The organism is Myxococcus sp. CA051A (assembly GCF_013336705.1).
GTDB classification, from domain to species: domain Bacteria; phylum Myxococcota; class Myxococcia; order Myxococcales; family Myxococcaceae; genus Myxococcus; species Myxococcus llanfairpwllgwyngyllgogerychwyrndrobwllllantysiliogogogochensis.
In genome coordinates, this window is record NZ_JABUMS010000014.1 from 126,256 (window position 1) to 149,598 (window position 23,343).

Genomic DNA, 23,343 nt, shown 5'->3' on the forward strand with positions numbered 1-23,343 from the left:
ATGGACGAAGGCCCTGACCGGCGAAGCCTCGGCGACCACGACGAAGGTCGCGGCGAATTCCGCCTCCGCGAAGAAGACCTCCACGCGGAAGACGGCGGTGACGAAGAGCGCGGCGAAGAAGACCTCCACGAGGAAGACGGTGGCGAAGAAGAGCGCGGCGAAGAAGCCTTCCGCGCGAAAGCCAGCGGCGAAGAAGTCCTCAACGCGGAAGCCAGCGGCGAAGAAGTCCTCAACGCGGACGACGCCAGCCAGGCGCTGACGCCTGACGTCCAGCCCGGCGATGACGCCTGAGGTCCAGCACGACGCCCTCCAGGAATCGCCTTGAGCTGATAGCGACAGCCCAGAGCGCCCTACGCCTCGACGAAGCGCTCTGCCTCCCGTCGATAAAGGGCGCCGCACCGGTCCTTCTTCACCGCCGGGCCGCGAGCTCCGTGACCTCACGCCGAGGCCTGAACGGCGCGAACAGCTCCACCGCCCAGTCCACGAACGCACGGAGCTTGGCGCTCACGTGCCGGTTCTGCGGATAGACGATGAAGAGAGGGAACGGCGGCCCCTGCCACTCATCCAGGATTTGAACCAGCGCCCCGCTGTCCAGATGAGGCCGGGCCACGAAGGCGGGAAGCTGCGTCACGCCCAGCCCCGCCAGTACCGCCGACAAGTGCGCGGTGCTCTCGTTGACGGCCACGCTGGAGCGCCCCATCACATCGATGCGCTCTCCTTCCCGTGGGATGAAGGACAACGGCACGAGCCGTCCCGTCCTCGTGGAGAAGTAGCTCACGATGTCATGGCCCTCCTGGAGGTCCGAGGGATGCACGGGCTTGCCCTTGCGCTTCAGGTACTCGGGAGTAGCGCACGACAGGAACTCCAACTCTCCGATGCGCCGCGCCACCAGCGACTGGTCCGGCAGCACACCTCCGCGAATCACGCAGTCCACGCCGTCACCCACCAGGTCCACCGAGCGGTCACTCACCCCCAGCTCCAACTGGATGTCCGGGTACTTCGCCCGGAACGCCGGCAGCGCGGGGATGAGCAGGAAGTTGGACACCGAGGACCCCGCGTCCACCCGCAACCGTCCCCGAGGACGCGTCCGAGCGTTCGACACATCCGCTTCGATGTCCTCCAGGTCCGCCAGGAGCCTCGCCGTGCGCTCGTAGTACGCCGCGCCCTCGGGCGTCACCGTCACGCGGCGGGTGGTGCGCTGGAGCAGCTTGACTTGAAGGTGCTCCTCCAACCCCTGGACCAGCTTCGTCACCGAGGGCTTGGGCATCTTCAGCGTGTCCGCGGCCCGGGTGAAGGTGCCGGCCTCGACCACGCGGGCGAATACCCGCATCGCGGTGAGCTGATCCATGGAGTCGTCCTCGAAGCGGCCCGAAGGGAAGTCCCGGGCTCCGGCGATTATTACTCGAATGGAAACAGTCCTGTCCCAGGCCCGGCGTTTCTCCCGCGAGGCGAGGCCCCTACCCTTGCCTCATCGAAACCCCACACCGGAGACACGCCATGACGAAGACACGCAAGAACCTCGAAGGCAGGGTGGCCCTCATCACCGGTGGCTCGCGCGGCCTGGGCGCGGCCATCGCCCGGGCCCTGGCGGATGAAGGCGCGGACGTCGCCATCAGCTACGCCTCCTCCGAGACAAAGGCCCAGGCGCTCGTCGAGGAGCTGAAGACACGGGGAGTCCGCGCCGCAGCGTTGAAGGCCGACCAGGCCTCACCCCAGCAGGTGGAGGCCCTGGTCAACGAGGTCGCGCGGCGCTTCGGCCGCCTCGACGTGCTCGTCAACAACGCGGGCATCTTCCACACCGCCGTCGTCGGAGACCCCGCCAGCGACCTCGAGGCGCTCGAGCACCAGTTCTCCGTCAACGTCCACGGGGTCGTCGCCGCCGTCCGCTCCGCCGTGCCCCTGCTGCGCGAAGGCGGGCGCATCATCTCCATCGGCTCCGGCATCGCCAGCCACACGCCCTTCGCGGGGCTCGGAGACTACGCCGCCACCAAGGCCGCCATCGCCGCGTACACCCGAGGCTGGGCTCGCGACCTGGGCCCCCGAGGCATCACCGTCAATCTCATCCAGCCCGGCCCCATCGACACCGACATGAATCCCGCCACCGGCGCCAGCGCCCCGGTGCAGCGCGCCGGCACCGCGCTCGGACGCTACGGCCAGCCCGAGGAGATCGCCGCCGCCGTCGCATTCCTCGCCAGCCCGCAGGCCTCTTTCGTCACCGGCGCTACCCTCGACGTGGACGGCGGCTTCAACGCCTGAGCTCCAGGCTTATGCCCCGTGGGTACATTTGCAACAAAGTGGCACATCAATCTCTTGCAAAAACAAGGCATTGGAGATTCCCCTTAACACCGCGTTCAACCAACCCAATCATGTGAGTCCTTTCCCGAAAGGCCTCCCATGACCTGGAAACCCCGACGTCTCCTCGCCGCGGTCCTGTCCCTGCTCGCCCTGCCCGCATGGGCGCAGTCGGCGAATGTCGCGCAAGGAAAGGCCTCTTCGGCGTCCTCGGTGCATGCCAATGGAGCCCCCTTGCTGTATGGGCATGCCAAGGCGTTCAACGGCATCCTCAACACCGAGGACCGGTGGGCCTCCGCCACGCCGCCCGCGGCGTCGACCCCGGAGTGGCTGGAGGTGGACCTCCAGGCGGTGCATCGCATCGACGGGCTCAGGCTGCACTCCGGCCGAGACACCACGGTGGGACTGCAGATGCTCGACTTCGACGTCCAGCATCGGTTCGCCGCCACGGACAGCTTCCAGCCCATTGCCGGCGCCTCCGTCACCAACAACACGCTGCCCACCTGGACGTTCCAACTCGCCCAACCCGTGGAGACGCGCTACGTGCGCCTCCTGTGCAAGCGCGCATCAGGCGACGGCCTGTGCCGGGTGCGGGAACTGGAGGTGCTGGGTGTCCGCCTCGCCAACCAGCCGCCCACCGCCTTCGCGGGCCACGACACGGCCGTCGTCCTGCCAGTCAGCACGGTGCAACTCCCGGGAACGGCCACTGATGGCGATGGCACCATCGCCAGCTACCTCTGGCAGCAGGTCTTCGGCCCCACGCCGGCCACGCTGACGGGAGCAACGACGTCGACTGTGAGCGCCAGCGGGCTGACGAGCGGGACGTACATCTTCCGCTTCACCGCCACCGACAACGGCGGCTCCACCTCATCCGACACCGTGAGCGTCACGGTGCATCCGAGCACCGCGCCGGTGGACCCGCGCGCGGGCAAGCTTCACGTCTGGTCTCGCGGCGGCATCTACGACACCGCCGTCTTCCTCCCCATCGAGTACGGCGCGCTTCCAGCGAAGAAGTATCCCCTGGTCCTCTCGCTGCACGGCCGGGGCGGCACCACTCTCACCGCGAACCACACCCAGGTGCTCGGCAACCCGGAGGGATTCATCCGGCAGCTCATCCCCGGCAAGCCCATCGTCAACACCTACCCCGCCGTCGTCATCGCGCCCAATGGGCCCAACATCGGGGGGGCCCATGACACCTGGTGGGACTCGGCCCGCACCCACACCCTGGTGCTGCAGGCCATCAGTCTCTACAACATCGACCCGGACCGCGTGACGATGACGGGCCTCTCCTTCGGCGGCGGGGGTGTGAATGAGCAGATGCTCTCGTACCGGAGCACCTACGCCGGCGGCATGCCGGTGGCCTACACCACGCCCCTGGCCAACCCGGTCTGCATCCTCGAGGACTTCCCCCTCTGGGCGGCGGGCAACGTGGGCGATGGGACGTTCAACGCCTGGAAGTGGACCAACCCCACCGACGGCCTGCTGACCCAGGTCCGGCAGTGCCCCGGCTACACCGGCGAATTCCAGGTCACCGTGATGCCGGGAACCACGCACAGCGGCTGGGATGAATTCTGGAGCCGCTCCGACGCGCAGAACTGGCTCGTGAGCCAGGTGCGCCAGACGCCCTGAGCTTCACGACGGGGCGGAAGCGGGTGGAGGTGCCTTCCGGCATCACGCCTGCTTCTGCCCTCGCATCACATCTGTTCCCCCACCCCCGAAAGGCGTCCGCATGCCCTGGCACCCCCGGAGTCTCGCCACAGCGCTGTGTGTCCTCTTGCTTCCCCTGTCCCCCGCCGCCCTCGCGCAGTCCACCAACGTGGCGCTCGGCAAGCCGGCCTCCGCGTCGTCCGTACATCCCATCGGTTATCCCGACACCTTCGGGCACGCCAAGGCGTTCAACGGCGTCTTCAACAGCCCGGATGACCGCTGGTGCTCGGGCGTCAATCCGCTGCCCTCGAATCCGGAGTGGTTGGAGGTGGACCTCCAGGCGCTGCACCGCGTGGACAGCCTCACCCTCTACTTCGGCAAGGACGACACGTTTGGCCGGATGGTGGACTTCGACATCCTCTACCGGGCGAGCAACACCGCCGACTACCAGTTGGTGCCAGGAGGCTCCATCACCGGCAACACCCTGCCGGGCCGGACCTTCACCTTCACCCAGCCCCTGGACGCGCGTTATCTGCGAGTGCAGTGCAAGCTGGGAGCGGACGACAACTACTGCCGCGTGCGCGAGTTCCTTGTCTTCGGAGCCCTGCAGGGCAACCAGCCTCCGTCCGCCTTCGCGGGCAATGACGTCTCCATCACCCTGCCCGTCAGCACCGCGCAGCTCCAGGGCTCGGCCAGCGACTCGGACGGAACCGTCACCGGTTACGCCTGGACGCAGGTCTCCGGCCCGACGACGGCCACGCTGTCATCACCCACCGCGCAGTCCCCGAGCGCCAGTGGCCTCTCGCAAGGCGTCTATGTGTTCAGGCTCACCGCCACGGACAACGGCGGGGCCACGGGCTCGGACACGGTGAGCGTCACGGTGCAGCCGGCGACACCCTCCGCGGACCCTCGCGCGGGCAAGCTCCACGTCTGGTCTCGGGGCAACAGCTACGACTCGGCCGTCTTCCTGCCCAAGGACTACGGCACCGTGCCCGGCAAGAAGTACCCGCTCGTGCTCTCCCTGCACGGCCGGGGCGGCACCACGTTGGACGAGAACCACACGCAGGTGGGGAGCAACCCGGAGGGCTTCATCCGACAGCTCATCCCAGGCAAGGCGTTGGTCGACACCTTCCCAGGCATCGTCGTCGCGCCCAACGGACCGAAGATCAAAGAGGCCATCGACACCTGGTGGCACGCCCCCGGCGTCCACGCACTGGTGCTGGAGGCCATCACCCTCTACGGCGCCGACCCGGAGCGCGTGACGATGACGGGCCTGTCGTCCGGCGCCGCGGGCGTGAATGACCAGATTGCCACGTACCGGAGCACGTATGCCGGCGCCATGCCTCAGGCGTACTTCCCGCCGTTCACGTCGCCCATCTGCTTGATGGAGGCCTTCCCCATCTGGGCCGCGGGCAACGAGGACGACGGCACGTTCGGCGCGTGGAACTGGACCAACCCCTGGGATGGCGTCCAGCCGCGCGTCCGCGCCTGCCCGGGCTACACGGGAGAGTTCCAGGTCACCGTGAATCCGACGGGTGGACACAGCGGCTGGGACATCTTCTGGAGCCGCTCCGACGCGCAGAACTGGCTCGTGAGCCAGGTGCGCAAGGCCCCCTGACCTCGTCGGCTGGCGCCCCTGGGTGTCCCCGGACGAAGCACGCTCCGGGGACACCTGGGTTCAACCCGCTACTGACGCAGGACGCGCTTGAGCTTGAAGGGCGAGGGGCTCTCGCTCATCGTGTAATAGCTCGCGCCGCTCGGGTCGTACTCGATGGCCTCGCCCTGCCCTTCCACGGTGTCCGTGAGGGTGACGGGCGCCGCCGCGAAGGCCGTCTCGAAGGCCGCTCCCGGCGCCGCGCGGAACTCATACACGGTCTTGTACGTGCGCAGGATGAAGCGGTTGGAGCACGGGTGGATGGCCGCGGACGTGGTGTAGGACCAGTTCGGCTGGTCCGGAACCACGGGCAGCTGGAGGTTGGACACGAAGATGAGCGTGGACTGCACACCCGGCGCCGGCAACGGATTGGGCATCTTGTACACCTTGCTCAACCCCGAGCCGGACTTGGTGATGATGTAGATGTCCGCGGTGACGGGGTGGACCATGATGGCCTCGGCGTCCTTGCCGCCATCCGGATACACGAAGGGGAACTGCTGCGCCGTCAAATCCCCGCTCGTCTGGCCCGCGCCGATGTTCGGCTCGGGGATGCGGTAGACGTAGAACGTGTTCGGAGGGATGGGCAGGCTCGCGCTCGAGCGGCCAATGTCTCCCATGTAGATGCAGAAGCCCGTGGGGCACGGCCCGGTGGCCACGTCTTCCCAGTCCTGCGGCGTCACGCCCGCCACCTTGAAGGAGCCCAGCGTGGCCGCGGTGGTGGTGCTGATGGCGACGATGTCGTTGACGTCCTCGTTGTGGACGTAGATGGCGCCCGGGGTGACGCGGCTGGCGGCCAGGCCCGACGGCTCGACGATGAGCGGCGCGGACACGTTGCCCATCAGCGTCCACGTCGTGGCGAAGGTGTCACCCACGGTGCACGTGGGCGCGTCCGCGGCCCGGAGAGCGACGACCTGCGCGATGTTGGTGTTGGGCAGCGTCGACACGCCGTTGAACGCGGGCTGCACGCCCGCCGCCCCCAGCTCCTTCCACGCCATGTCGAAGAGGATGCCCCGGTCCGAGGACTGCAGGCACGCCTCGAAGGCCTCGGTGAACCCCGTGGGAGGCGTCAGCGGGTCAACGGGGCACGTGGCGCCCGCCCACAGCTGCGAGCCGAACCACACCGCCAGCCCGTTCGCCGAGGTCGTGGTGATGGCCGGGCTGTCCATGGTCGCCAGGTTGCCGTTCTTCTGGCCGCTCTGCGCGTCGATGGGGTTGGTGGGGTTCGCGCCGGAGAACGCGGAGATGCTGCCGGCGACGTAGTAGGCGGCGTCGAAGGTGAACGCGTAGCTCGCCGGCTCCGAAGCCCCGGCGACCTTGTAGAAGACCCACGCCTTTATCTGCGACGCGCTCTGGTCCGAGCGAAGGAATGTCCAGCCCGCGGGCGCCGTCGCCACCGCCGCCACGTTGTTGCGGTTGCTGAGGCGCACCAGCAGCACGTCACCCGCGACGGTTCCCGCCGGCTTGGTGAGCGTCAGCGAGGTGACAGTCTTGCCCCAGGCCGTCGTGCTCGCCCGGTGGCTCACCGAGGACACCGCCTGCCGCGCGGCCCCCACCGACGCCGGAGCCTCCTCCGAGCTGCTCGGCGCGGACTCGGACTCCAGCGGCCCGCAGGCGCCCAACGCCAGCAATGAGACTGATACAACCCAACGTGAAACACCCTGACTGAAGACCTTCAATGTCATTCCAATCTCCCGAAGAGCAGCTCGGCGAGGCCGCCTCGCTATCGAGCCCTGCTATCTCAGGAAATGGGAAAAGATGGGAGAGACACGCTGAGAAAAACAGAAGTCTCAACAGCACATGTCAGCCATTGCTGAAAACTTCCACGGCAACCATCCGAGCGGAGGTATCTGATTCCGCCCGGATGGTTCGTTTCACCCTACGGCGCGACGTCCAGGAGGCCCACGCCACGCTGGGCCCACTCGGTGCCGGGCGCGGTGCGCAGGTCATCCACGGGCACGGGCAGGTGCTCCCACTGCGCGGAGTTGGCCGGAGGGGGCTTGTTGGTGTTCTGGACACGCGCCCGGTACAGCTGCCCGTCATGCATCACCAGCGCGCCCGCCGCGTACGTCATCTCGGGTGAGCCGGGCGCCAGGGTGGCCTTGTCCGTCCAGCGCTCCAACTGGCGCGTCGTGGTGCCAGCCGGAAGGCCCGTGTCGACGAACGTCAGCGCGGTGACGGCCCCATTCACGTTGCCGGTGGCCGTCACCGAGCCCACCGTCCCGCTGCCACCCGTCAGGCCGGAGATGAACCGGCGGCTGCCCTCCCAGCGGTTCTCCTTCAGGGTGATGGGGGCGGTAATCGTCCCCGCCTTGCTGAGCACGACGCCCGGGTCCGTGGCGGTCGGGTAGACGCCCTGGTAGCCGAACTCGAGCCCCCGGAAGGCATTGCGCTCCCAGTTGAACCGGGCCCCCGCGCCGACCGTGCCGCCGAACCAGATGCCCAGCGACAGCGTGTCCGCGAAGTAGTTGTCGGTGAACTCCACGTTGAGCGGCACGTCTCCAGTCTCCGGCTGCGCGAAGAAGTTGAGCAGCGCGCCGGCTCCGCCCACGAAGACGTTGTGGTGGAAGCGGATGGTGCCGCCGCGCACCTGGGCCTGGGAGTTGTTGTCCTGGTAGTTCGCGAAGGCCGCGCGCCAGTCGATGGCGCCGTAGGCGAACACGTTGTGGTGGACCTCCGTGCCGTCGCCCAGGTTCTGAATCTGGAGGGACTCCGTCCCGGTGCGCACCAGCCGGTTGTTGTAGACCTTCAGGTTGGAGCCCAGCGGCGTGGGCGCGCCCTGCGTGGAGCCGAAGTAGATGGCCTCGCTGGCGGTGTCATGGATGTAGAGGTCGTGCAGTTTGATGTCGTTGAGCGGCGACACCGTGCCGTCGCTGTTCTTCTCGCGGAGGATGCGCAGGCCCGCGAAGCCCGCGCGGGTGATTTCCAGATACTCCAGCTCGAAGCTGTGCGCCCCACCGATGCCCAGCCCCATGTGGCCGTCGCCCAGGAAGATGTCGTCGCTGAGGATGCCGTAGCGCTCCCGCGACGTCGCATATGCGCCACAGCGGTGCCCCGGAAAGTCCGCGTGGCCCGTGCCCGAGTCCGCGTCATAGCGGCCGGTGAGCACCCAGTTCGAGCCGCCACTCATGGCCCAGATGTAGCCCTGCGAGGACCCTGGATTGGGGCGGATGACCACCTGGCCCCCCGTGTTGGTGATGACCAGCGGGCGGCTCGCCTGACGGTGAGGCAGGTTGCCCAGGTTGATGAGCGTGTAGTTCCCCGCGGGGATGTAGAGCCGGTCCAGCGTGCTCCAGTTCGTGGACGGGAAGCGGGCCTGCACATCCGGGATGTACATCTCTCCGTTCGCGGAAGGCCCGGGCAGCGTGAGCGTGGTGCCGGGCGCACCGAAGCGGCCAAAGGGCTCGCACGCACCGGCGACGCCACCATCCCCCTGCGTGGAGCCACCATCCGTCGGGCCCGCGTCCGCCTGGAGGTCGGGCCCCTCATCCCCGGGTGAGTCGCCCGAGCACGCCGAGGTGAGGCAGGCCATCAGACACAGGACGCAGAGGCTCCGAAGCATGGTGCGGCTCCCGAGGGGAAGGAGCCGCCAAGCCTAGCCCGATTTCACAAGTGGTCCGCGCACCCCGCACGCGGACCTCCCGTCCGACTCTTGTCACACAATGACATCTTCAACGAAATAGCGGGTTTAGGTTCAGGCCACCTTGCCCACCAGGATGGAGTAGGGGCTGTGGGTGGGGATGATGCGGTCCAGCTTGAAGCCCCCCTCGGCGAACAGGGCATCGTATTGGACCTGCGTGCGCTCGCGCCCTCCGGCCAGCGACAGCATGACCAGGTCCATCACCATGGCCGGGTGCAGCTCCGGGCCCTCGGGCAACATCATCTCCATCACCAGCACTTCCGCGTGGGGCGGAGCCACCTGGCGAATCTGGCGGAGGATGGAGATGGCCTGCGGGTCCGCCCAGTCGTGGATGATGTTGCTCAGGATGTAGGCGTCGGCGCGGGGCAGCGGCCCCACGAAGAAGTCTCCCGCCTGCGTCTTCATGCGGGGGTGCGGCTGGGAGTTCTGCACCACGTCCGGCAGGTCGAACAGCGTGCCCTGGGAGCGAGGCGTGGCGTCGAGCACCGCCGCCAGGATGTGGCCCCGGCCGCCGGCGATGTCCGCGATGTGCTCATAGCGGTGGAACTCCATCGCCTGGAGCACCGCCGCGATGGCCATGTGCGACTTGCCCGTCATCGCCGCGTCGAAGACACGGGCGTCCTCCGGGTGGGCCCGCAGGTAGGGCCAGAGCCCGCCCGGCGTCACGGCCTCGCAGGCCGTCTGACCCGTCCGCGAGGACACGCCCAACGCTCCGGCCGAGCGCCAGTTGATGTCGTCTCCGAACATCAGCACCAGGGACTTCAGCGAGTGGGCGTGACTGGCCTTCAGGTGCTCGGAGTACTCGGTGTGGACCCAGCCGCCCCCGCGCCGCTCGAACACCCCGTGCGCCGCCAACAGCCGCATCATCCGGTGGAGCGAGTCGGCGTGCGCCCCCGTCGCCCGCGCCAGCTCCTCGCTGGTCATCGGTGTATTGCCCAGGACATCCGCGACTCCCAGCTGCGCGACGAGATGCAGACACCGTGGGGCGAAATATCCAGTGCTGAGATTGAAGATGAACGCCGGGGCTGGAAGCTGTTGCATGCGCGCTCCTGGTCAGCAGGGCTTGAATTGCCTGCAAAGTGAAATTCTAGCTGGACCCTGGAACGAAGCAGACACCCCCGCATACCGCCTTGCCTTCAATTGAACACAGCTGCTGTAGCCATACAGTCCAAAGCCTGACGTGACGCACCTGGCCGTGGCGCGACGAAGGACGGTGGAACTCTCGCCCTGGAGGGCATGACCCTGGAGGGCTGGGTGGGGAATGACAACACCGCCAGCCCTGGCGCGCGGGGCGACAGGGCTGGCGGCCTTGGACGGGAGGGATTAGCGCGTGGCGCGCGTGCGTCCCTGGGTGGCCTTGGGGCTGGTCGGGCCGGATGCGACGGCCGCCGCAACGCCGAAGACGACGTCGTCATTGTCGTCGTAGAGGCCGAAGGTGCAGCTCGACGCCGGGCTGGAGGCCTCGACGAATTGCGCCCGGAGGGCGTGCTGGCCCACGGTGCTGCCCACCGTGAAGGTGTGGCTGAACGTCCGCGCGCCGCTGCCCGTGCACGTCAGGCCGGCGACGAGCTGCGTCCACAGGGGGAAGCCCGACACGGGGGCGGTGTAGAGGTTCAGCCGGTCCGTGGCGTCGTAGCACCACACCGTCACGTCCACCTTGACCTGCTTGCCCGGGGTGATGGGTCCACCGTCCACGCTCTTGAGCACGACGCGGTCGATGCTCTCGTCGAAATGGTAGAAGCCGAAGGGGCCGTCCGGGCAACCATCGAGCGTGTTGGGCGTGTTGGGCTCGGCCGCCAGGAACTGGCTGCCCCGGCTGTTGACGAGCGTGCCGGTGTCACACCCGCAGCCCGTCCCGCATGCGGGCGTGCCGAGCGAGGCGTCATACGTGGCCAGCGCCGGAGAGGTGCAGGTGCCACCACCCGCCTGGGTGGTGAAGCTGAAGCCGGTGCTGTAGTTGCCAGCGCCGCAGGCATCCACCGCGCGGGCCCGCCAGAAGTACTGCGTGTTGGCGGTGAGCGCGGGCGTGACGCTCCACGTGCTGCTGGTGAGCGCCGTGGCCGAACGCACCACGTTGGAGAAGCCCGCGTCGGCCGCTACCTGCACCTCGTACGCGGTGGCGCCCGTGACATCGCTCCAGTCGAGCGCCGGGGCCAGCGCGACGTTGGCCGCCCCGTTGGCCGGGGTGGACAGCGTGGGCGCCGCGGCCGGCTGACACGTGGTGTCCGCGGTGGTGAAGCGGAAGGCCGTGCTGTACGCGCTGGTGCCGCAGCCGCTCACCGCGCGAACGCGCCAGAAGTACGGCGTGTTGGCCGTCAGCGCGGGGGTCACCGTCCACGTGCTGCTGGTGAGCGCAGTGGCGGAGCGCACCACGGTGCCGAACCCAGCGTCCGTGGCCACCTGCACCTCGTACGTGGTGGCGCCGGACACGTCCGCCCAGTCGAGCACGGGGGCCAGCGCGACGTTCGCCGCGCCATCCGCCGGCGTGGAGAGCGTGGCGGTGCCCGGCGGCGTGCAGGGGCCTCCGGCCGTCGCGCAGACACACGCGGCGGCGGGGCCGTAGCAGGCGGTGGAGCTGGCGGGGACGACGGAGTAGCAGTACTGCCGCCCGTTGGCGACCTCGGCATCCGTGTACGTGGTGCCGGAGACGGTGGCGACGCGCACCTTGCCGAAGTCACAGCCGGCGTAGCCGTCCGTCTTCATCACCCAGTACTCGCTCGCGCTGGGCACCGAGTTCCAGCTCAGCGCCACCTGGCCGTCGCTGGGGCTCGCCGTCGCGGTGGGCGCCGTCTTCGGGCCCGTCGCGCAGCCGCCGTTGGTGGGGGCGGGCGTGGAGCAGGCGATGCCGTGACGGTTGAAGGCCGCGTGGATGGCCGTCATGTGCGGCGTGCCGTCGTTCAGGTTGCCGTTGTCGTCATCCGCCGCCAGCCACTGCATGTAGCCATGGCTCGCGCCGCAGCCGTCGGACGTGCCCGCCGAGCAGTTGCAGGCGTGCCACGAGCCCACGTTGCCGCTGCCCTGGTAGAAAATCTTGTTGCCGATGATGAAGGCGGTGTTGGAGTCGTAGTTGAACGGCGCGGCCTGCAAATCGCGAGCGACCAGGTCCCACGCGGCCTGACGCACCGGCGCGGCGGCGCAGTGCACCTGCCGACCGCAGGGGCCCGTGCCGGAGGAGCAGCGCGAGCACACGAAGTTCTGCGGCGTGGCCGGCGTCTGGTTGACGTGCGCCAGGTAGTCCGCGTCGCGCACGCCCGAGCAGCGCGCGTTGCACCACGTCCCGCCCGCCTGCGCCTCGTTCTGGTTGTAGCCCGTGCCGTCCGGCGTCTTGCCGCAGCCCAGGTCCGTGGTGGCGAAGAAGCCGTAGCCCACGCACGAGGCCTGCAACCGGTAGATGGACGCGATGTCCGCGTACGCCTCGCTGGAGTTGGAGAGCGCGCCGCCGGAGTCGAAGTCGTCCATGCCGTGGCCCCACTCGTGGTCGAACACGGCGGCGATTTCGCCCGTGTTCCGGCAGCCTCCGCCGCTGCGGTAGAAGTTGACGGTGGAGCCGTTCCAGAAGGCGTTGCACGTGCTGTTGATGTTGACGTTCGCGGTGAGCTGCCCCTGCAGCCACGTGTTGCCCGGCAGCCAGCCGCGCCCCAGCTCCGCGATGCGGTTCAGCTCGTAGAAGGCCGAGCGCGAAGCCGGCGTGTTGCCCGCGCCGCCGCCACCCGTGGCGCAGTCATGCTGGCCGTTGGTGCCGCCCAGTTGGATGTTGCCGGTGGCCGAGGTGGTGCTCGGAGAGCCGCAGGTGTCGCTGACGCGCACATACTTGCCGGCCAGCGTCGTGGTGACGCTGCCGGAGCTGTAGTTGAGGACGCCGGCGCTGTCGGTGAAGTTGTTGGGCGCGGCCAGGCCCGTGTTCGCCCAGGGCATGGGCGAGTCGACCTGCATCGTCCCGCACGTCGTGTTGGACGGGCAGATTTCCGTGTTGCTCAGCGGGTAGATGCCGCCCTTGATGGTGGCATCCAGGTAGTGGTTGTCATCCTCCAGGGCGAGCACCTCGCCGGAGTGCGCGTCCACCGTCACCTTCCAGCGCTCCGTCTCCCCGGGGTTCTGGAAGCCATACGTCCAGACCAGCTGGTGGCGGTAGCCCTCGCCAAAGCCCGCGTCCGCGCGAGCCAGCGGGGCCATCTCCAGCGTGGGCGCCTGCCACAGCGTGCCCGGCGTCTCCAGGAGGCCGAAGCGCTCACCGCCCGCCGTCAGCGCCTGCTCGGGGCTCAGCGTGGGCCGCGTGGACGCGGTGACGTTGCTCCACGCCTCGGTGCCCAACAGGACGAGGTTGCCGTGGTTGATGGTGGCCACCAGCTGGCCGTGCCGCACAGGGATGCCATCCACCTGCTGCGGCACCCGCACGTGCCAGAGCACGTCGGTGACTCGCGTGACTTTCGGCTCGTCCAACTGCAACAGGTCCACGCCCAGCGCGGCCTGGTTGTCGTTGAGGAACTTGAAGAGGATGTCCGCGACGACGGCGGCATCCACCTCCCCCGTGGAGCGGCCGAGCTGCTGCTGGAGCGTGGACAGGCTCACCGTGTTGCCCACGCCCTTGCCGGGGATGAGCGGAATGGCGCCCTGGATGGCGGTGGGCGAGCCCGTCAGCGGGTCCAGGTACACGTGGAAGTCCCGCCCGTTGCGCGCGAAGAAGTCCTCCCAGACGCTCGGCCCCGCGCCCTTCAACTTCGAGCGGGCGTCCTCCAGGGAGATGTTGGAGACCGGCAGGTAGAGCTCCGGCTTGAAAAACGCCTGGCTCGCCAATGAGCTGGGTTGTGAGGGCTGGAGTGCCCACGCCAACGCGCTGCTACACAGCACGAGACAGGCTAGCCACTTCGACACGAGACGCATGCGGTCCTCCCGCGAGTCACGAATGACAGACACTCCCCCCTGGGAGCACCCGCTCAGTCGAGCCCGTGCGTTGTGACGAGGAAATCGCTACTTTCGAGAAGTGTCGGACCAGCCAGAACATCAATTGCCACGCGGAGCTAGACAGCCCACGGCTGAACAGTCACCAGGACTTCCAGTCTGACGTATCTAGGTGGGCGCGAAATCATCCATTGCACTGGAGTTGACGCTCCGCGCCGCGTTTGACGCGCTCCGCTCAGCCAGGGAAGAGCAGACGCGAGGACTGTTTCACCCACGCGCGCCGCGTCTCCAGCGTGCGGAAGTCCAGGAGGATGAGCTGGTCGAACACGCGCGGCATCATCGACATCAGCGACACCGAGGACCAGATTTGCGTGAGCGCCAGCCGGCGCCGCTCCTCCGTCAGGTGAGAGGTGTCCGGCGCGAGCTTGCCCGACAGCGCCTCCAGGAACGCGTTGAGCTCCCGGATGGCCGCGCCGTCGTAGCGCTGATGCACGAGCGCGTCGTGGAGGTGCGCGTGGGCGATTCGCGGGTAGCGCCCCACGTTGCCGATGACGTCCTCCAACAGCGTCTCGAAGGCCTCGCGGATGCCCAGCCCCTCGGCGCGCAACCGGTCGAAGTCCACCAGCACGTGGCCGAAGGCCTGCTCCAGCGTCGCCTCCAGCGCCTGGGCAATCAGCTTCTCCTTGCTGCGGAAGTAGTAGCTGATGGCCGCGCTGTTCACCTGCGCCTCACGCGCGATTTCCCGGATGCCCGTGGCGTCCAGACCGTCCCGCTCCAGGCAGACGATGGTCGCCCGGAGGATGCGCTCCCGGGCGTCCTGCTCCTTGGTTCCCATGTGCGCCAAACCCTTGAAACAACGGGACATTGAGCCCCGCGCTTGACGCCGGAGCCCGATTCAATCTATCGATTCAATCAACTGATTAATTCCGGAGATTGAATCCCATGAACAACCCAGGACGCGACAGTAGCGCAGGCGGACTCTCCCGACGAGGCGTGCTGGTGGGGACGGGGCTGTTCGTGGGCGGGGCCGCCGTCACCACGGGCTCTCGCCGGCTGATGGAGCCCGAGTCCACGGACGTCGTCGGCCTGAATCCCCGGAGCGACGCCTGGTACGACCTGCGGCTGTCGGGGGACGGGCTGATGGACAACCAGCTGCTCTGGTTCCTGGGGCATGCGACACACGGCCAGGCGGACGTGTCGGATGTGATGGAGACGGCCAAGCGGATGCGGCCCGGGGACGAGCGCAGTTGGTTCGAGGCGTGGCTCCAGACGGCGACGCGGGTGCATGGGCTCGCCACCACCGCGGAGTCCAAGGGTCACCGGCTGAGCGCGGGACAGGCGTATGCGCGGGCGGCGAACTACTACCGCGCGGCGACGATGCACTACACGGACACGGCGGACCCGAGGCTGCTCGAAGTCACGCGGACCTCGGCGGCCACGTTCGAGAAGTCCAACGCGTTGCTCGACTTCGACATCCAGCCGCTCGAGATTCCCTACGAGGGCACGAGCCTTCCGGCGTACTTCGTCCGCTCGCCTCACGCGAAGCCCAGCGCGCCTGTCCTGCTGCTGCACCAGGGGCTGCATGCGTGGCCGGAGGAGACGAAGTGGGTCTGGGAGGGGGCGCGAAAGCGGGGCTACCATGTGCTGATGTTCCATGGGCCGGGGCAAGGGCGCGCGCTGCGCGAGAAGGGCCTGAGCTTCCGGCCGGACTGGGAGAAGGCGGTGAGCCCCGTGGTGGACGCGGCCGAGCGCATCAGCGGCGTGGACCCGCGCCGCATCCTCCTGATGGGTTTGTCGTTTGGTGGAGCGCTGGCGCCCCGGGCGGCGGCGTTCGAGCCTCGGCTGGCCCTGTGTATCGCGAACCCCGGAGTGCTGAGCTGGTGGGAGTCGCATGCCGCGCACTTCAATCGCTTCCTGCCCGGGTCGCTGGCGTTGTTGAAGTCGCACCCGGAGGCGTTCGACGAGGCGATTCTCGGGCTCGCTTCACGCTGGCCCACGGCGAGCTACTGGCTGAAGGACGTCTTCTGGAAGCATGGGGCGAAGACGCCGTCGGAGCTGTTCCGCAAGCTGGAGGAGTTCACCAACGAGGCCATCGTCGAGCGCATCCGCTGCCCGGTGCTCATCATGGAGGGCGAGGCGGAGGATGTGTCGCCGGGGCAGTCGCGCAAGCTGTACGACGCGCTTCGCGGGCCCAAGCACCTGATGAACTTCACCCAGGCCGACGCCGCGCCCCTGCACTGTCAGGCGGCCTCCACCGCGCTCGCGGAAGAGCGGATGTTCGACTGGCTCGACGAGAACGTGTGAGCGTCCCATGACACCGCTTTCACTCGTGACAGTGCTCGGCGTCCTGCTCGCTTCCACACCCGAGGTCGTACCGGAGGCTCCGCCCCAGGCGCCCCTGGATGGGCGCGGGAAGTTCAGCGTCGTCCCCTTCGTCCTGCCCGCGTATCAACCGGAGACGAGCTTCCTGCTCGGGGGCGCGGGCTCGCTCGTGTACCAACCTCCGGAGGGCAGTGGCCGCAGGGAGTCCCAGGTGCTCCTGGCCGCGGCGGCGAGCGTGCGGGGACAGTTCACCGTGCTGCTCCAGCCGGATGTGTACTTCCTGGAGGACCGGCTCAACCTGACGGCGACGCTCAGCGCGGCGCGCTTTCCGGACCGGTTCTACGGCATGGGGGCGAACACACAGGTCGCCGACGAGGAGGACTTCACGCCCGTCTTCTTCGAGCTGGAGCTGAGCCCGAAGTGGCGAATCGCTCCCCGGCTGTACGTCGGGCCCACGCTGCGCGCGCAGCACGTGCGAATCACGAAGCGGACCGAGGACGGCGCGGTCCGGAACATGACGGGCGCCGAGGGCGGAGACACGCTCCAGCTGGGACTCACGGCGCTGTATGACTCGCGGGACAACACGCTGAATCCCACCACGGGCTTCCTGGGACGGCTGAACCTGCGCCGGGCGAGTGGGGCGTGGGGTTCTGATTACACGTTCGGACTCTTGCGCCTGGATGCCCGGCGCTACGTGTCACTGCCGTGGGGACAGCGGCACGTGCTCGCGTTCCAGGGACTGGTGGAGCTGAGAGGTGGCGAGCCGCCCTTCTATGACACGGGGAGGCTGGGCGGCATGGAGCTGAGCCGGGGTTATCTGGAGGGACGGTTCCGCGAGCGCCAGCACCTGGGAGCGCAGGTGGAGTACCGGGCGCCCCTGTTCTGGCGACTGGGAGGCGTGGCCTTCGCTTCGGCGGCGACAGTGGCGCGGAGCCTGAAGGACCTGGACACGGGAGACATCAAGCCCGCGGGCGGCGTGGGATTGCGCTTCGCTCCGCTCTCGGATGTCCCGGTGAACATCCGGCTCGATGTGGCCTATGGCTCGGAGCCGAGCTTCTATCTGAACATCGGCGAGGCGTTCTGAGCGTCGTTCGTCCCCTGCTCCCTTGCTTGCGCGGCGACGCGTCGGAACCTATGAGTGCGGGTATCACGCAGGTTCACGACGCCGTCCTCCCATGACGCTGAACGAAGCACAGCAGAGCATCTGTCATCGAGCAGGGGCCGAGTTCTCGCCCATCCCAGCCGGCACGCGAGTGGCCATCGCACGAAACCTGCGGTCCGGGGCCATGCCGATATACGGCGTGCGGTACAGCACCCAGCCGGGCGGTGTCGGCTGGTTCTTCTGGGCGGGAGAAGGGGAGCTCAGTACCGATGTGGACTACTTCCAGGCGCTGCACGTCGAGCACCTGGAGGAGTGGTGTCCTCTGGTGTTGCCCTACCTTGCCCTTCCACCTGGGTGGCGCTTCCTGACCGATGGCGAGGTTGATGACGTGTGGTTTGACCAGGCCGTCCTGGACCGACCCATTCCCTGACTACGCTGGGAGTGCCGCTGACGAGACGTCCGCGTGGCGCCGGGTGGAGGCCCAACTCGACAGGCCCACTTCGTCCCGGATTTCCCGGCACGCGTCGACGACGTGGTCGAGGTCGTCCTGGCTCAGCTCGCTGTGAACGGAGAGGCGCACGAGCGAGTGCTTCACGGGCGTGGCCGGGTCGCAGAACACCGAGCCGAAGATGCCCCGCGCTTCCAGCGCGTCCTTGAGGCGCAGTGTTCGAGCCTCCAGACCGGATTGCAGGGCGAGAATCTGCGCCGTGCCACCGTCCAGGTCGTAGCCCAGTTCTTCCAGACGCGCGCGCAGGGACGCGGCATTCAGGTGCAGCCGCTGACGACGTGCGTCCGCGTCGCGGATGAGGTCCAGCGCCGCCAGCAACGCCGCGATGTCGTGTGGCAGTACGGCGGAGCTGAAGACGGCGGGGCCCGAGGTCATCTCGAAGTAGCGCTCGAAGCCGCGCATGCAGGCGACGAAGCCAGCACGTCCGACGAAGGCCTTTGACAGGCTCGCGGTCCGGAAGTGGACGTGCTCCAGCAGCCCCTGCCCCACCACCATCCCCGCGCCACGGGGCCCGTGCGTGCCCAAGGAGTGGGATTCATCCACCAGCAACACGCAGCCGTGCCGTGAGGCGAGCTCCGCCACGTCCGCGAGCGGGCAGACGGAACCGTTCGTGCTGTAGACCGAGTCCACCGCGATGACACCGGGGCCCAAGCGCGTGATGCGCCGTCGCAGGTCATCGACGTCGTTGTGACGAAAGGGCACGGCGGTGGCGCCAGCGCTCCGGATTCCTCTCCAGAGAGACACGTGCGCCATCCGGTCGATGTAGACAGGCACCTGCTCGTCCGCCAGACACTCCAGCAGGCCCACATTCGCACAGTAACCGGACTGGCACAGGATGCCTGACTCCGCGCGAAGCAACGCGGCGAGCCGCTGCTCCAAGGTGTGCCGAGGGTGCTCCCCACGCTGGAACACACCCGACATCATCGCGCCCAGCCCTTCCCGGGACACGGCCTCCATCGCCGCCTGGGCGAGCCGGGGGTGTTTCGAGAGGGAGAGATAGTCATTGCCGTTGAGCAGGATGGCTCCTGGCCCGGGGGACAGACCGTCGAGGATGTGTCGCGGTGACTCCCAGCGCTGAATCCGCTTCTCGAAGTCGTGGAGCTTGCGCTGCAAGAAGCCAGGAACTGGAGGGCTGACGCCTTCCGTCGCCTTCGCCTCGGGTGCATGGTCTGTCATGGCACCGGAGAGAGGTTCGACTCTGGCGATGTGACGCAGACAGCCCGAGGACACTCACTTCCGCGAACGCGCGCGGAGCGAGGAGTGGAGCACTCGCTGGGATGTTCCGCCCCTGTCCGCTGCCAGCCGAGGGGGGCGCCCTTAAACTTCCGTGAACGACACTCCGGTGGCTCCGCCGCGCTCCAGTGCCTCCTTGATGGTGTCGGAAACGATGAGCGCAACGGTCCATCCCCAGGTACGAAACACATGGGCGTCATCGACTTTCGCGATGTTGATTCGCAGCCCATCCACGTCGCGATACTCCCCGGTCTTCTCAGGTCGTCCATCTTCCGGGAGCCAGAGCTCCACCTCCCGCGATGCCTTGTCGTCGATGCACTGTATCGTCTGGGTTGCGACCAGGATGCAGTACTGGTCGGGCTGCCCCTCTATCTCCACCGGGAAGACCTGGACAGCCGATGGGGCCAGCTCCAGGAAGACAGAAGCGACCCGGATGTGAACCACGGGGATGGCAAGGCCCGTCAAGGTGAAGTCGAGCGCCTTCCCAGCGCGCGCCACGGGGAGTTGCAGACGGCCCGGCGCGGGAATGGGTGTCCCATTCGTGAAGCGCCAAGGGTCCACTTCCTGCCCGCTCGAATCGGTGGGACTCCGGAGATGCCAGCGCCCTGGCACGGCAACGTCGTCGGTCAACCGGAAGTATCTCTTGAGCATCGTGATGAACCTTGCGTCATTCTCGCCGAGTCACCAGCGCGTTCAAGCGAGTACCTGGTGTGCCGATCTGCCGTGCCAGCCTCTTGAGCTCCTCGGTCAGGGCATCGCGGCATCGCAGCATCGTTCCGCACCCCCGCATCGCACCCTGGAGCCGGTCAAGAATCCGTTGGTGGTATTCCTCGGGATGAGGGCCCTTGTGCCCAGCGACCCGCACGATGTTGGCGGGGTCGTTCAGCGACATCCCCGCCTGGTCGAAGACTTCTTGAAACTTGGGCGACCAGGGCCCGTCGTTGTAGGTCGCCTCCCACCACTTGTCCGTGGCGATGTGGTGGTCGTGCCCCTTCGCATCCACCGGGCCCACGACCGCTCCACCCAGCCCCTGCGCCGTCGCGGACACCGCGTCGGCGGCAACCGCCAGGGTGACGACCTCGCCCACCACCGCCACGGCCCGCACTTCCCCCACGGCCGACAGGACGACTCCCGCCTGGGATGCAGCCTGCACGGACGCTTGCGCCGAGCCGGGCAGCATCGGCACCTTCCCCGCGAAGCCCGCCGCTGTGTTCCCGATGGCCACCGTCGCGAGCAACGCGAAGGCTCGCGCCGCATCCCGGCCCATCACCTTGCCGTACCGCTCGCCAACCACCCGCAGCTCATCGAACGTCCGAGCCCGGTCCGCCTCCTCCATCAACCGCGTGAAGCCCGTCGTCAGGCTCCAGAACGTGTCCACGCCCAGGTAGGCAATGAGCGTCGCCGTCATCACCGCCGCCAGCCCCTTGCTCACTGGCTCCGGCACCGTCCAGAGAATCAGGTACATCGTCCCCGTCCACATCGCCGCCGCCACCATCGCGCTCGGGTCGGCCATGTCCTGGAACGCCTCCAACATCTCTTCGAGCACCGCCCCATGCGCGAGCGCCATGGCCAGCGCGTAGCGGCCATCCCCTTCCAGCCGCGTGCCATCCACCAACGCCTGGAGACAGTCGCCACGCCTCCCTGTCCGCTCGCACCACTCCAGATAGGCGCGCGTCATGGCCCGCTCCGTCTCGGTGGCCTCCACCTCCAGGTGCGCACCCGACTCCAGCGGCGTCACGCGACGGGTGCGCGCATCGAATCGGTACTCACCTCCTCGCGCACCCATCTCGAAAAGGCGGCGCGCCGCCTCCTGGGCCTTCACGGGAAGACGAACTCCTCGCCCCTCAAGACCCATGGCCCGCATGAACTCGTCTTCGTCCAACGCGACAGGCGCGGAGTCAGCGGCGCGTGGAGTGAATGCGATGACCTCGCCGCTCCCCGTCTCCAAGCGCACACCACGCGTCGTGGCACACCCCGTCAGCAGCGACACGAGCAACAACACGACAGCGCAAGGCAGCCTCATCTGACACGCTCCCCGCAGAGGCCCCGGGCTCCGGACACAAACAAGTACACGGGGGCAACGGCGATGAAGCGTAGCACTCAAGGCGGACAACGGAGTCCACCCCACCCCTTGGGCGACAACGACCCGCTGCGCGCGCGGTGCAAACCATTGCACCCGCCAAGAGCATCCGATTCGCGACGGCAGGCTCCCTCCAGGGCGCCTGTCCTTCCTAGACGCTCGGAACCGCTTCCGGAGGCGTCAGGGGGCGCGGGTTCGCGCGCTCGCGTCCCAGCAGCAGCACCCCGCAAAGGGTGCCAATCACCAGCTCGGCGACCATCGCCGCCACCAGCTCGGGCGCGGGCGCGCCATCCAACACCAGGCTTAGGACTCGCGACACGCCATAGGACAAGTAGAGCGTCGTCGACACCACCAGCGAGGTGAAGGTCATTCGAGGCCAGAGGGCCCCGGCCATGATCAACAGTCCGCAGGCCAGCAACGCCCCGCCCGGAGCACGCACCTCGCTCAGCAAGCTGACCTGGCCGCCAAGGTCGATGCCACTCCAGCCATGGAAGACCTTGGGGATGAACAACAGGGGCGTGCCAATCAGACTCCCACTGACGCCCGCGACCAGGAGCACCGTCTTCGTCACTCTGTTCCGCATCGCCGTCCTCGCTTGACACCGTGTCAATTGACTCGACAGTGATTATTCGCGACTTTACATCATGTCAAGTGAATCACCCGAGACGCGGACCCGCATCCTCGCGGCCGCGCTGCACCTGTTGGAGACCGGCCAGGGCCAGGCGGTCCGGATGAGTGACATCGCTCGGAAGGCCGGGCTCAGCCGGCAGGCCGTCTATCTGCATTTCGGCACGCGGGCGGCCCTGCTGATCGCCACCACGCTCTATCTGGACGAACTCAAGGACGTGCGGGCGCGCCTTGTCCCCAGCCGCACCGCCCGAAGCGGCGTCGAGCGCCTGGACGCCTATGTCGGAGCCTGGGCCGACTACATCCCGGAGATTCGCGGCGTGGCCAAGGCGCTGATGGCCATGAGCGACACCGACGAAGAGGCCGCCGCGGCGTGGCGCAAGCGCATGGAGGACATGCGCGAAGGCTGCGCCGCCGCCGTCGCCGCGCTCCGCGCCGATGGCACCCTCTCACCCGACTTCACACCGGGCGAGGCCACCGACCTGCTCTGGACGCTGCTGTCGGTACGGAACTGGGAGCACCTCACCCTCGAGCGCGGCTACGCACAGCCACGCTACAAGGACCTGCTGCTGCGCACCGCGCGGCGCCTCCTGGTCCGCGCCCCACGCTCCGCCACCTGAGCCGCGGCCAGGGCCGCACGCACCACGACCCGCTGCTCACCCGCGCCACCCGCTGCGCGCTGTGCAATCCATTGCACGCCTCCCTCCCACGGTCCGCAGGCGGGGAGCGCGAGGTACACCGGTTGCAATCCCGCGAGTCCATGTCCACGCGCCTCTCCCTTCTCGTCCTGGTGTTTCTCGGGGCCCCCTTGTCCGCGCGGGCCGATCCCTACCTCCCCAACAACGAGCGCTGGTTCACCATTGGCCCGCTGCTCAGCGCGACACCGCTTTCGAGCAAGCCCAAGCTGGGCCTGGGCGTGGAGACCACCTTCAACGTCCTGGACGGCATCACCGCCCTGGGCGTCTTCGGCCAGGCCCAGTGGATGACGGAGGGCCACGCCCGCCTCGGCGCGGGCATCCAGGGCACCCTGGTCTTCGGTGGCGTCGAGCTCGGGGTGATGCACGAGACGGGCACCCGCGAGCACCTGCCCACCACCGGCCTGCACATCGCGCCCTTCGTGACGTTCGTCTTCGGCTCGGTGGGCGTGCGCTTCGGCATCCCCCTCTCCGAGCCAGGCGCCGCCGGCCCCGGCCTGCCCGGACGCACCCGGCACGGCCGTGAGGTGGGACTCGTCCTGACAGCCAAGATTCCGGCGAAGTGGACCTCGAAGGGCACCCTGGAGCCCATGTTCCCCTGGGACTAGGCCCCTCCCCCCTCGGGGCCCCTTCCCTCCCAGGCTCGC

General features: G+C 68.1%; 19 protein-coding genes. 9 read left to right on the forward strand and 10 right to left on the reverse strand.

What is annotated here, in order from left to right; all coding sequences use genetic code 11:
• On the forward strand, positions 1-291 hold the full coding sequence (locus tag HUA74_RS33235) for a hypothetical protein (RefSeq protein ID WP_174457751.1): 291 nt from the start codon (positions 1-3) through the stop codon (positions 289-291).
• 118 nt (positions 292-409) lie between these two features.
• Here the strand turns inward: HUA74_RS33235 and HUA74_RS33240 are convergent, their stop codons facing one another.
• Positions 410-1,348, reverse strand: a complete 939-nt coding sequence (locus tag HUA74_RS33240; protein WP_174457752.1) for a LysR family transcriptional regulator — start codon at positions 1,346-1,348, stop codon at positions 410-412.
• Positions 1,349-1,497: 149 nt separating this feature from the next.
• On the opposite strand from HUA74_RS33240, the gene HUA74_RS33245 reads away from it, so the two are divergent.
• From HUA74_RS33245 to HUA74_RS33255, 3 genes are all read left to right on the forward strand, one after another.
• On the forward strand, positions 1,498-2,256 hold the full coding sequence (locus tag HUA74_RS33245; RefSeq protein WP_141642507.1) for an SDR family NAD(P)-dependent oxidoreductase: 759 nt from the start codon (positions 1,498-1,500) through the stop codon (positions 2,254-2,256).
• A gap of 138 nt (positions 2,257-2,394) precedes the next feature.
• Positions 2,395-3,921: a discoidin domain-containing protein gene (locus HUA74_RS33250; protein ID WP_174457753.1), complete on the forward strand. Its 1,527-nt coding sequence runs from the start codon at positions 2,395-2,397 to the stop codon at positions 3,919-3,921.
• A 100-nt stretch (positions 3,922-4,021) separates the two neighbouring features.
• Positions 4,022-5,557, forward strand: coding sequence for a discoidin domain-containing protein (locus HUA74_RS33255; RefSeq protein ID WP_174457754.1), 1,536 nt, complete (start codon positions 4,022-4,024; stop codon positions 5,555-5,557).
• A 68-nt stretch (positions 5,558-5,625) separates the two neighbouring features.
• Here the strand turns inward: HUA74_RS33255 and HUA74_RS33260 are convergent, their stop codons facing one another.
• The 5 genes from HUA74_RS33260 to HUA74_RS33280 all read right to left on the reverse strand — a co-directional run bounded on the left by HUA74_RS33260 (position 5,626) and on the right by HUA74_RS33280 (position 14,964).
• Positions 5,626-7,275 carry a cell wall anchor protein gene (locus HUA74_RS33260; protein WP_254625349.1) on the reverse strand — a complete coding sequence of 550 codons (1,650 nt, stop codon included), beginning with the start codon at positions 7,273-7,275 and terminating at the stop codon, positions 5,626-5,628.
• A gap of 194 nt (positions 7,276-7,469) precedes the next feature.
• Positions 7,470-9,152 carry a carbohydrate-binding protein gene (locus HUA74_RS33265; RefSeq protein WP_174457755.1) on the reverse strand — a complete coding sequence of 561 codons (1,683 nt, stop codon included), beginning with the start codon at positions 9,150-9,152 and terminating at the stop codon, positions 7,470-7,472.
• Between the two features lie 132 nt (positions 9,153-9,284).
• Positions 9,285-10,271, reverse strand: a complete 987-nt coding sequence (locus HUA74_RS33270; protein WP_141642511.1) for a methyltransferase — start codon at positions 10,269-10,271, stop codon at positions 9,285-9,287.
• A 282-nt stretch (positions 10,272-10,553) separates the two neighbouring features.
• Entirely contained in the window at positions 10,554-14,111 is a 3,558-nt protein-coding gene (locus HUA74_RS33275; RefSeq protein ID WP_174457756.1) for a PepSY domain-containing protein, read from the reverse strand.
• 253 nt (positions 14,112-14,364) lie between these two features.
• On the reverse strand, positions 14,365-14,964 hold the full coding sequence (locus HUA74_RS33280; RefSeq protein WP_174457757.1) for a TetR/AcrR family transcriptional regulator: 600 nt from the start codon (positions 14,962-14,964) through the stop codon (positions 14,365-14,367).
• A 107-nt stretch (positions 14,965-15,071) separates the two neighbouring features.
• Here HUA74_RS33280 and HUA74_RS33285 point away from each other — a divergent pair, with 107 nt between their 5' ends.
• The 3 genes from HUA74_RS33285 to HUA74_RS33295 all read left to right on the forward strand — a co-directional run bounded on the left by HUA74_RS33285 (position 15,072) and on the right by HUA74_RS33295 (position 17,983).
• On the forward strand, positions 15,072-16,433 hold the full coding sequence (locus tag HUA74_RS33285) for a S9 family peptidase (protein WP_174457758.1): 1,362 nt from the start codon (positions 15,072-15,074) through the stop codon (positions 16,431-16,433).
• A gap of 7 nt (positions 16,434-16,440) precedes the next feature.
• Positions 16,441-17,535 carry a BamA/TamA family outer membrane protein gene (locus HUA74_RS33290; RefSeq protein ID WP_174457759.1) on the forward strand — a complete coding sequence of 365 codons (1,095 nt, stop codon included), beginning with the start codon at positions 16,441-16,443 and terminating at the stop codon, positions 17,533-17,535.
• Between the two features lie 91 nt (positions 17,536-17,626).
• Positions 17,627-17,983 carry a hypothetical protein gene (locus HUA74_RS33295; RefSeq protein WP_174457760.1) on the forward strand — a complete coding sequence of 119 codons (357 nt, stop codon included), beginning with the start codon at positions 17,627-17,629 and terminating at the stop codon, positions 17,981-17,983.
• On the opposite strand, the gene cqsA is transcribed toward HUA74_RS33295, so the two are convergent.
• The 4 genes from cqsA to HUA74_RS33315 form a co-directional block, all read right to left on the reverse strand.
• Complete coding sequence (gene cqsA, locus HUA74_RS33300; protein ID WP_174457761.1) at positions 17,984-19,237, reverse strand: alpha-hydroxyketone-type quorum-sensing autoinducer synthase; 1,254 nt, start codon at positions 19,235-19,237, stop codon at positions 17,984-17,986.
• Between the two features lie 141 nt (positions 19,238-19,378).
• Entirely contained in the window at positions 19,379-19,945 is a 567-nt protein-coding gene (locus HUA74_RS33305; RefSeq protein WP_174457762.1) for an imm11 family protein, read from the reverse strand.
• 16 nt (positions 19,946-19,961) lie between these two features.
• Positions 19,962-21,317 (reverse strand): AHH domain-containing protein, encoded by a 1,356-nt coding sequence (locus HUA74_RS33310; RefSeq protein WP_174457763.1) that lies wholly within the window; start codon positions 21,315-21,317, stop codon positions 19,962-19,964.
• Between the two features lie 208 nt (positions 21,318-21,525).
• The gene (locus tag HUA74_RS33315) at positions 21,526-21,957 is read right to left on the reverse strand and encodes a DUF4345 domain-containing protein (protein WP_174457764.1); all 432 of its coding nucleotides are present in this window, start codon (positions 21,955-21,957) and stop codon (positions 21,526-21,528) included.
• A gap of 61 nt (positions 21,958-22,018) precedes the next feature.
• Between HUA74_RS33315 and HUA74_RS33320 the strand changes: the two genes are divergently transcribed.
• Together HUA74_RS33320 and HUA74_RS33325 are read left to right on the forward strand one after the other, a co-directional pair.
• Entirely contained in the window at positions 22,019-22,621 is a 603-nt protein-coding gene (locus HUA74_RS33320) for a TetR/AcrR family transcriptional regulator (protein ID WP_141642521.1), read from the forward strand.
• Positions 22,622-22,761: 140 nt separating this feature from the next.
• Positions 22,762-23,304: a hypothetical protein gene (locus HUA74_RS33325; protein WP_174457765.1), complete on the forward strand. Its 543-nt coding sequence runs from the start codon at positions 22,762-22,764 to the stop codon at positions 23,302-23,304.
• The last annotated feature ends 39 nt before the right edge of the window (positions 23,305-23,343 follow it).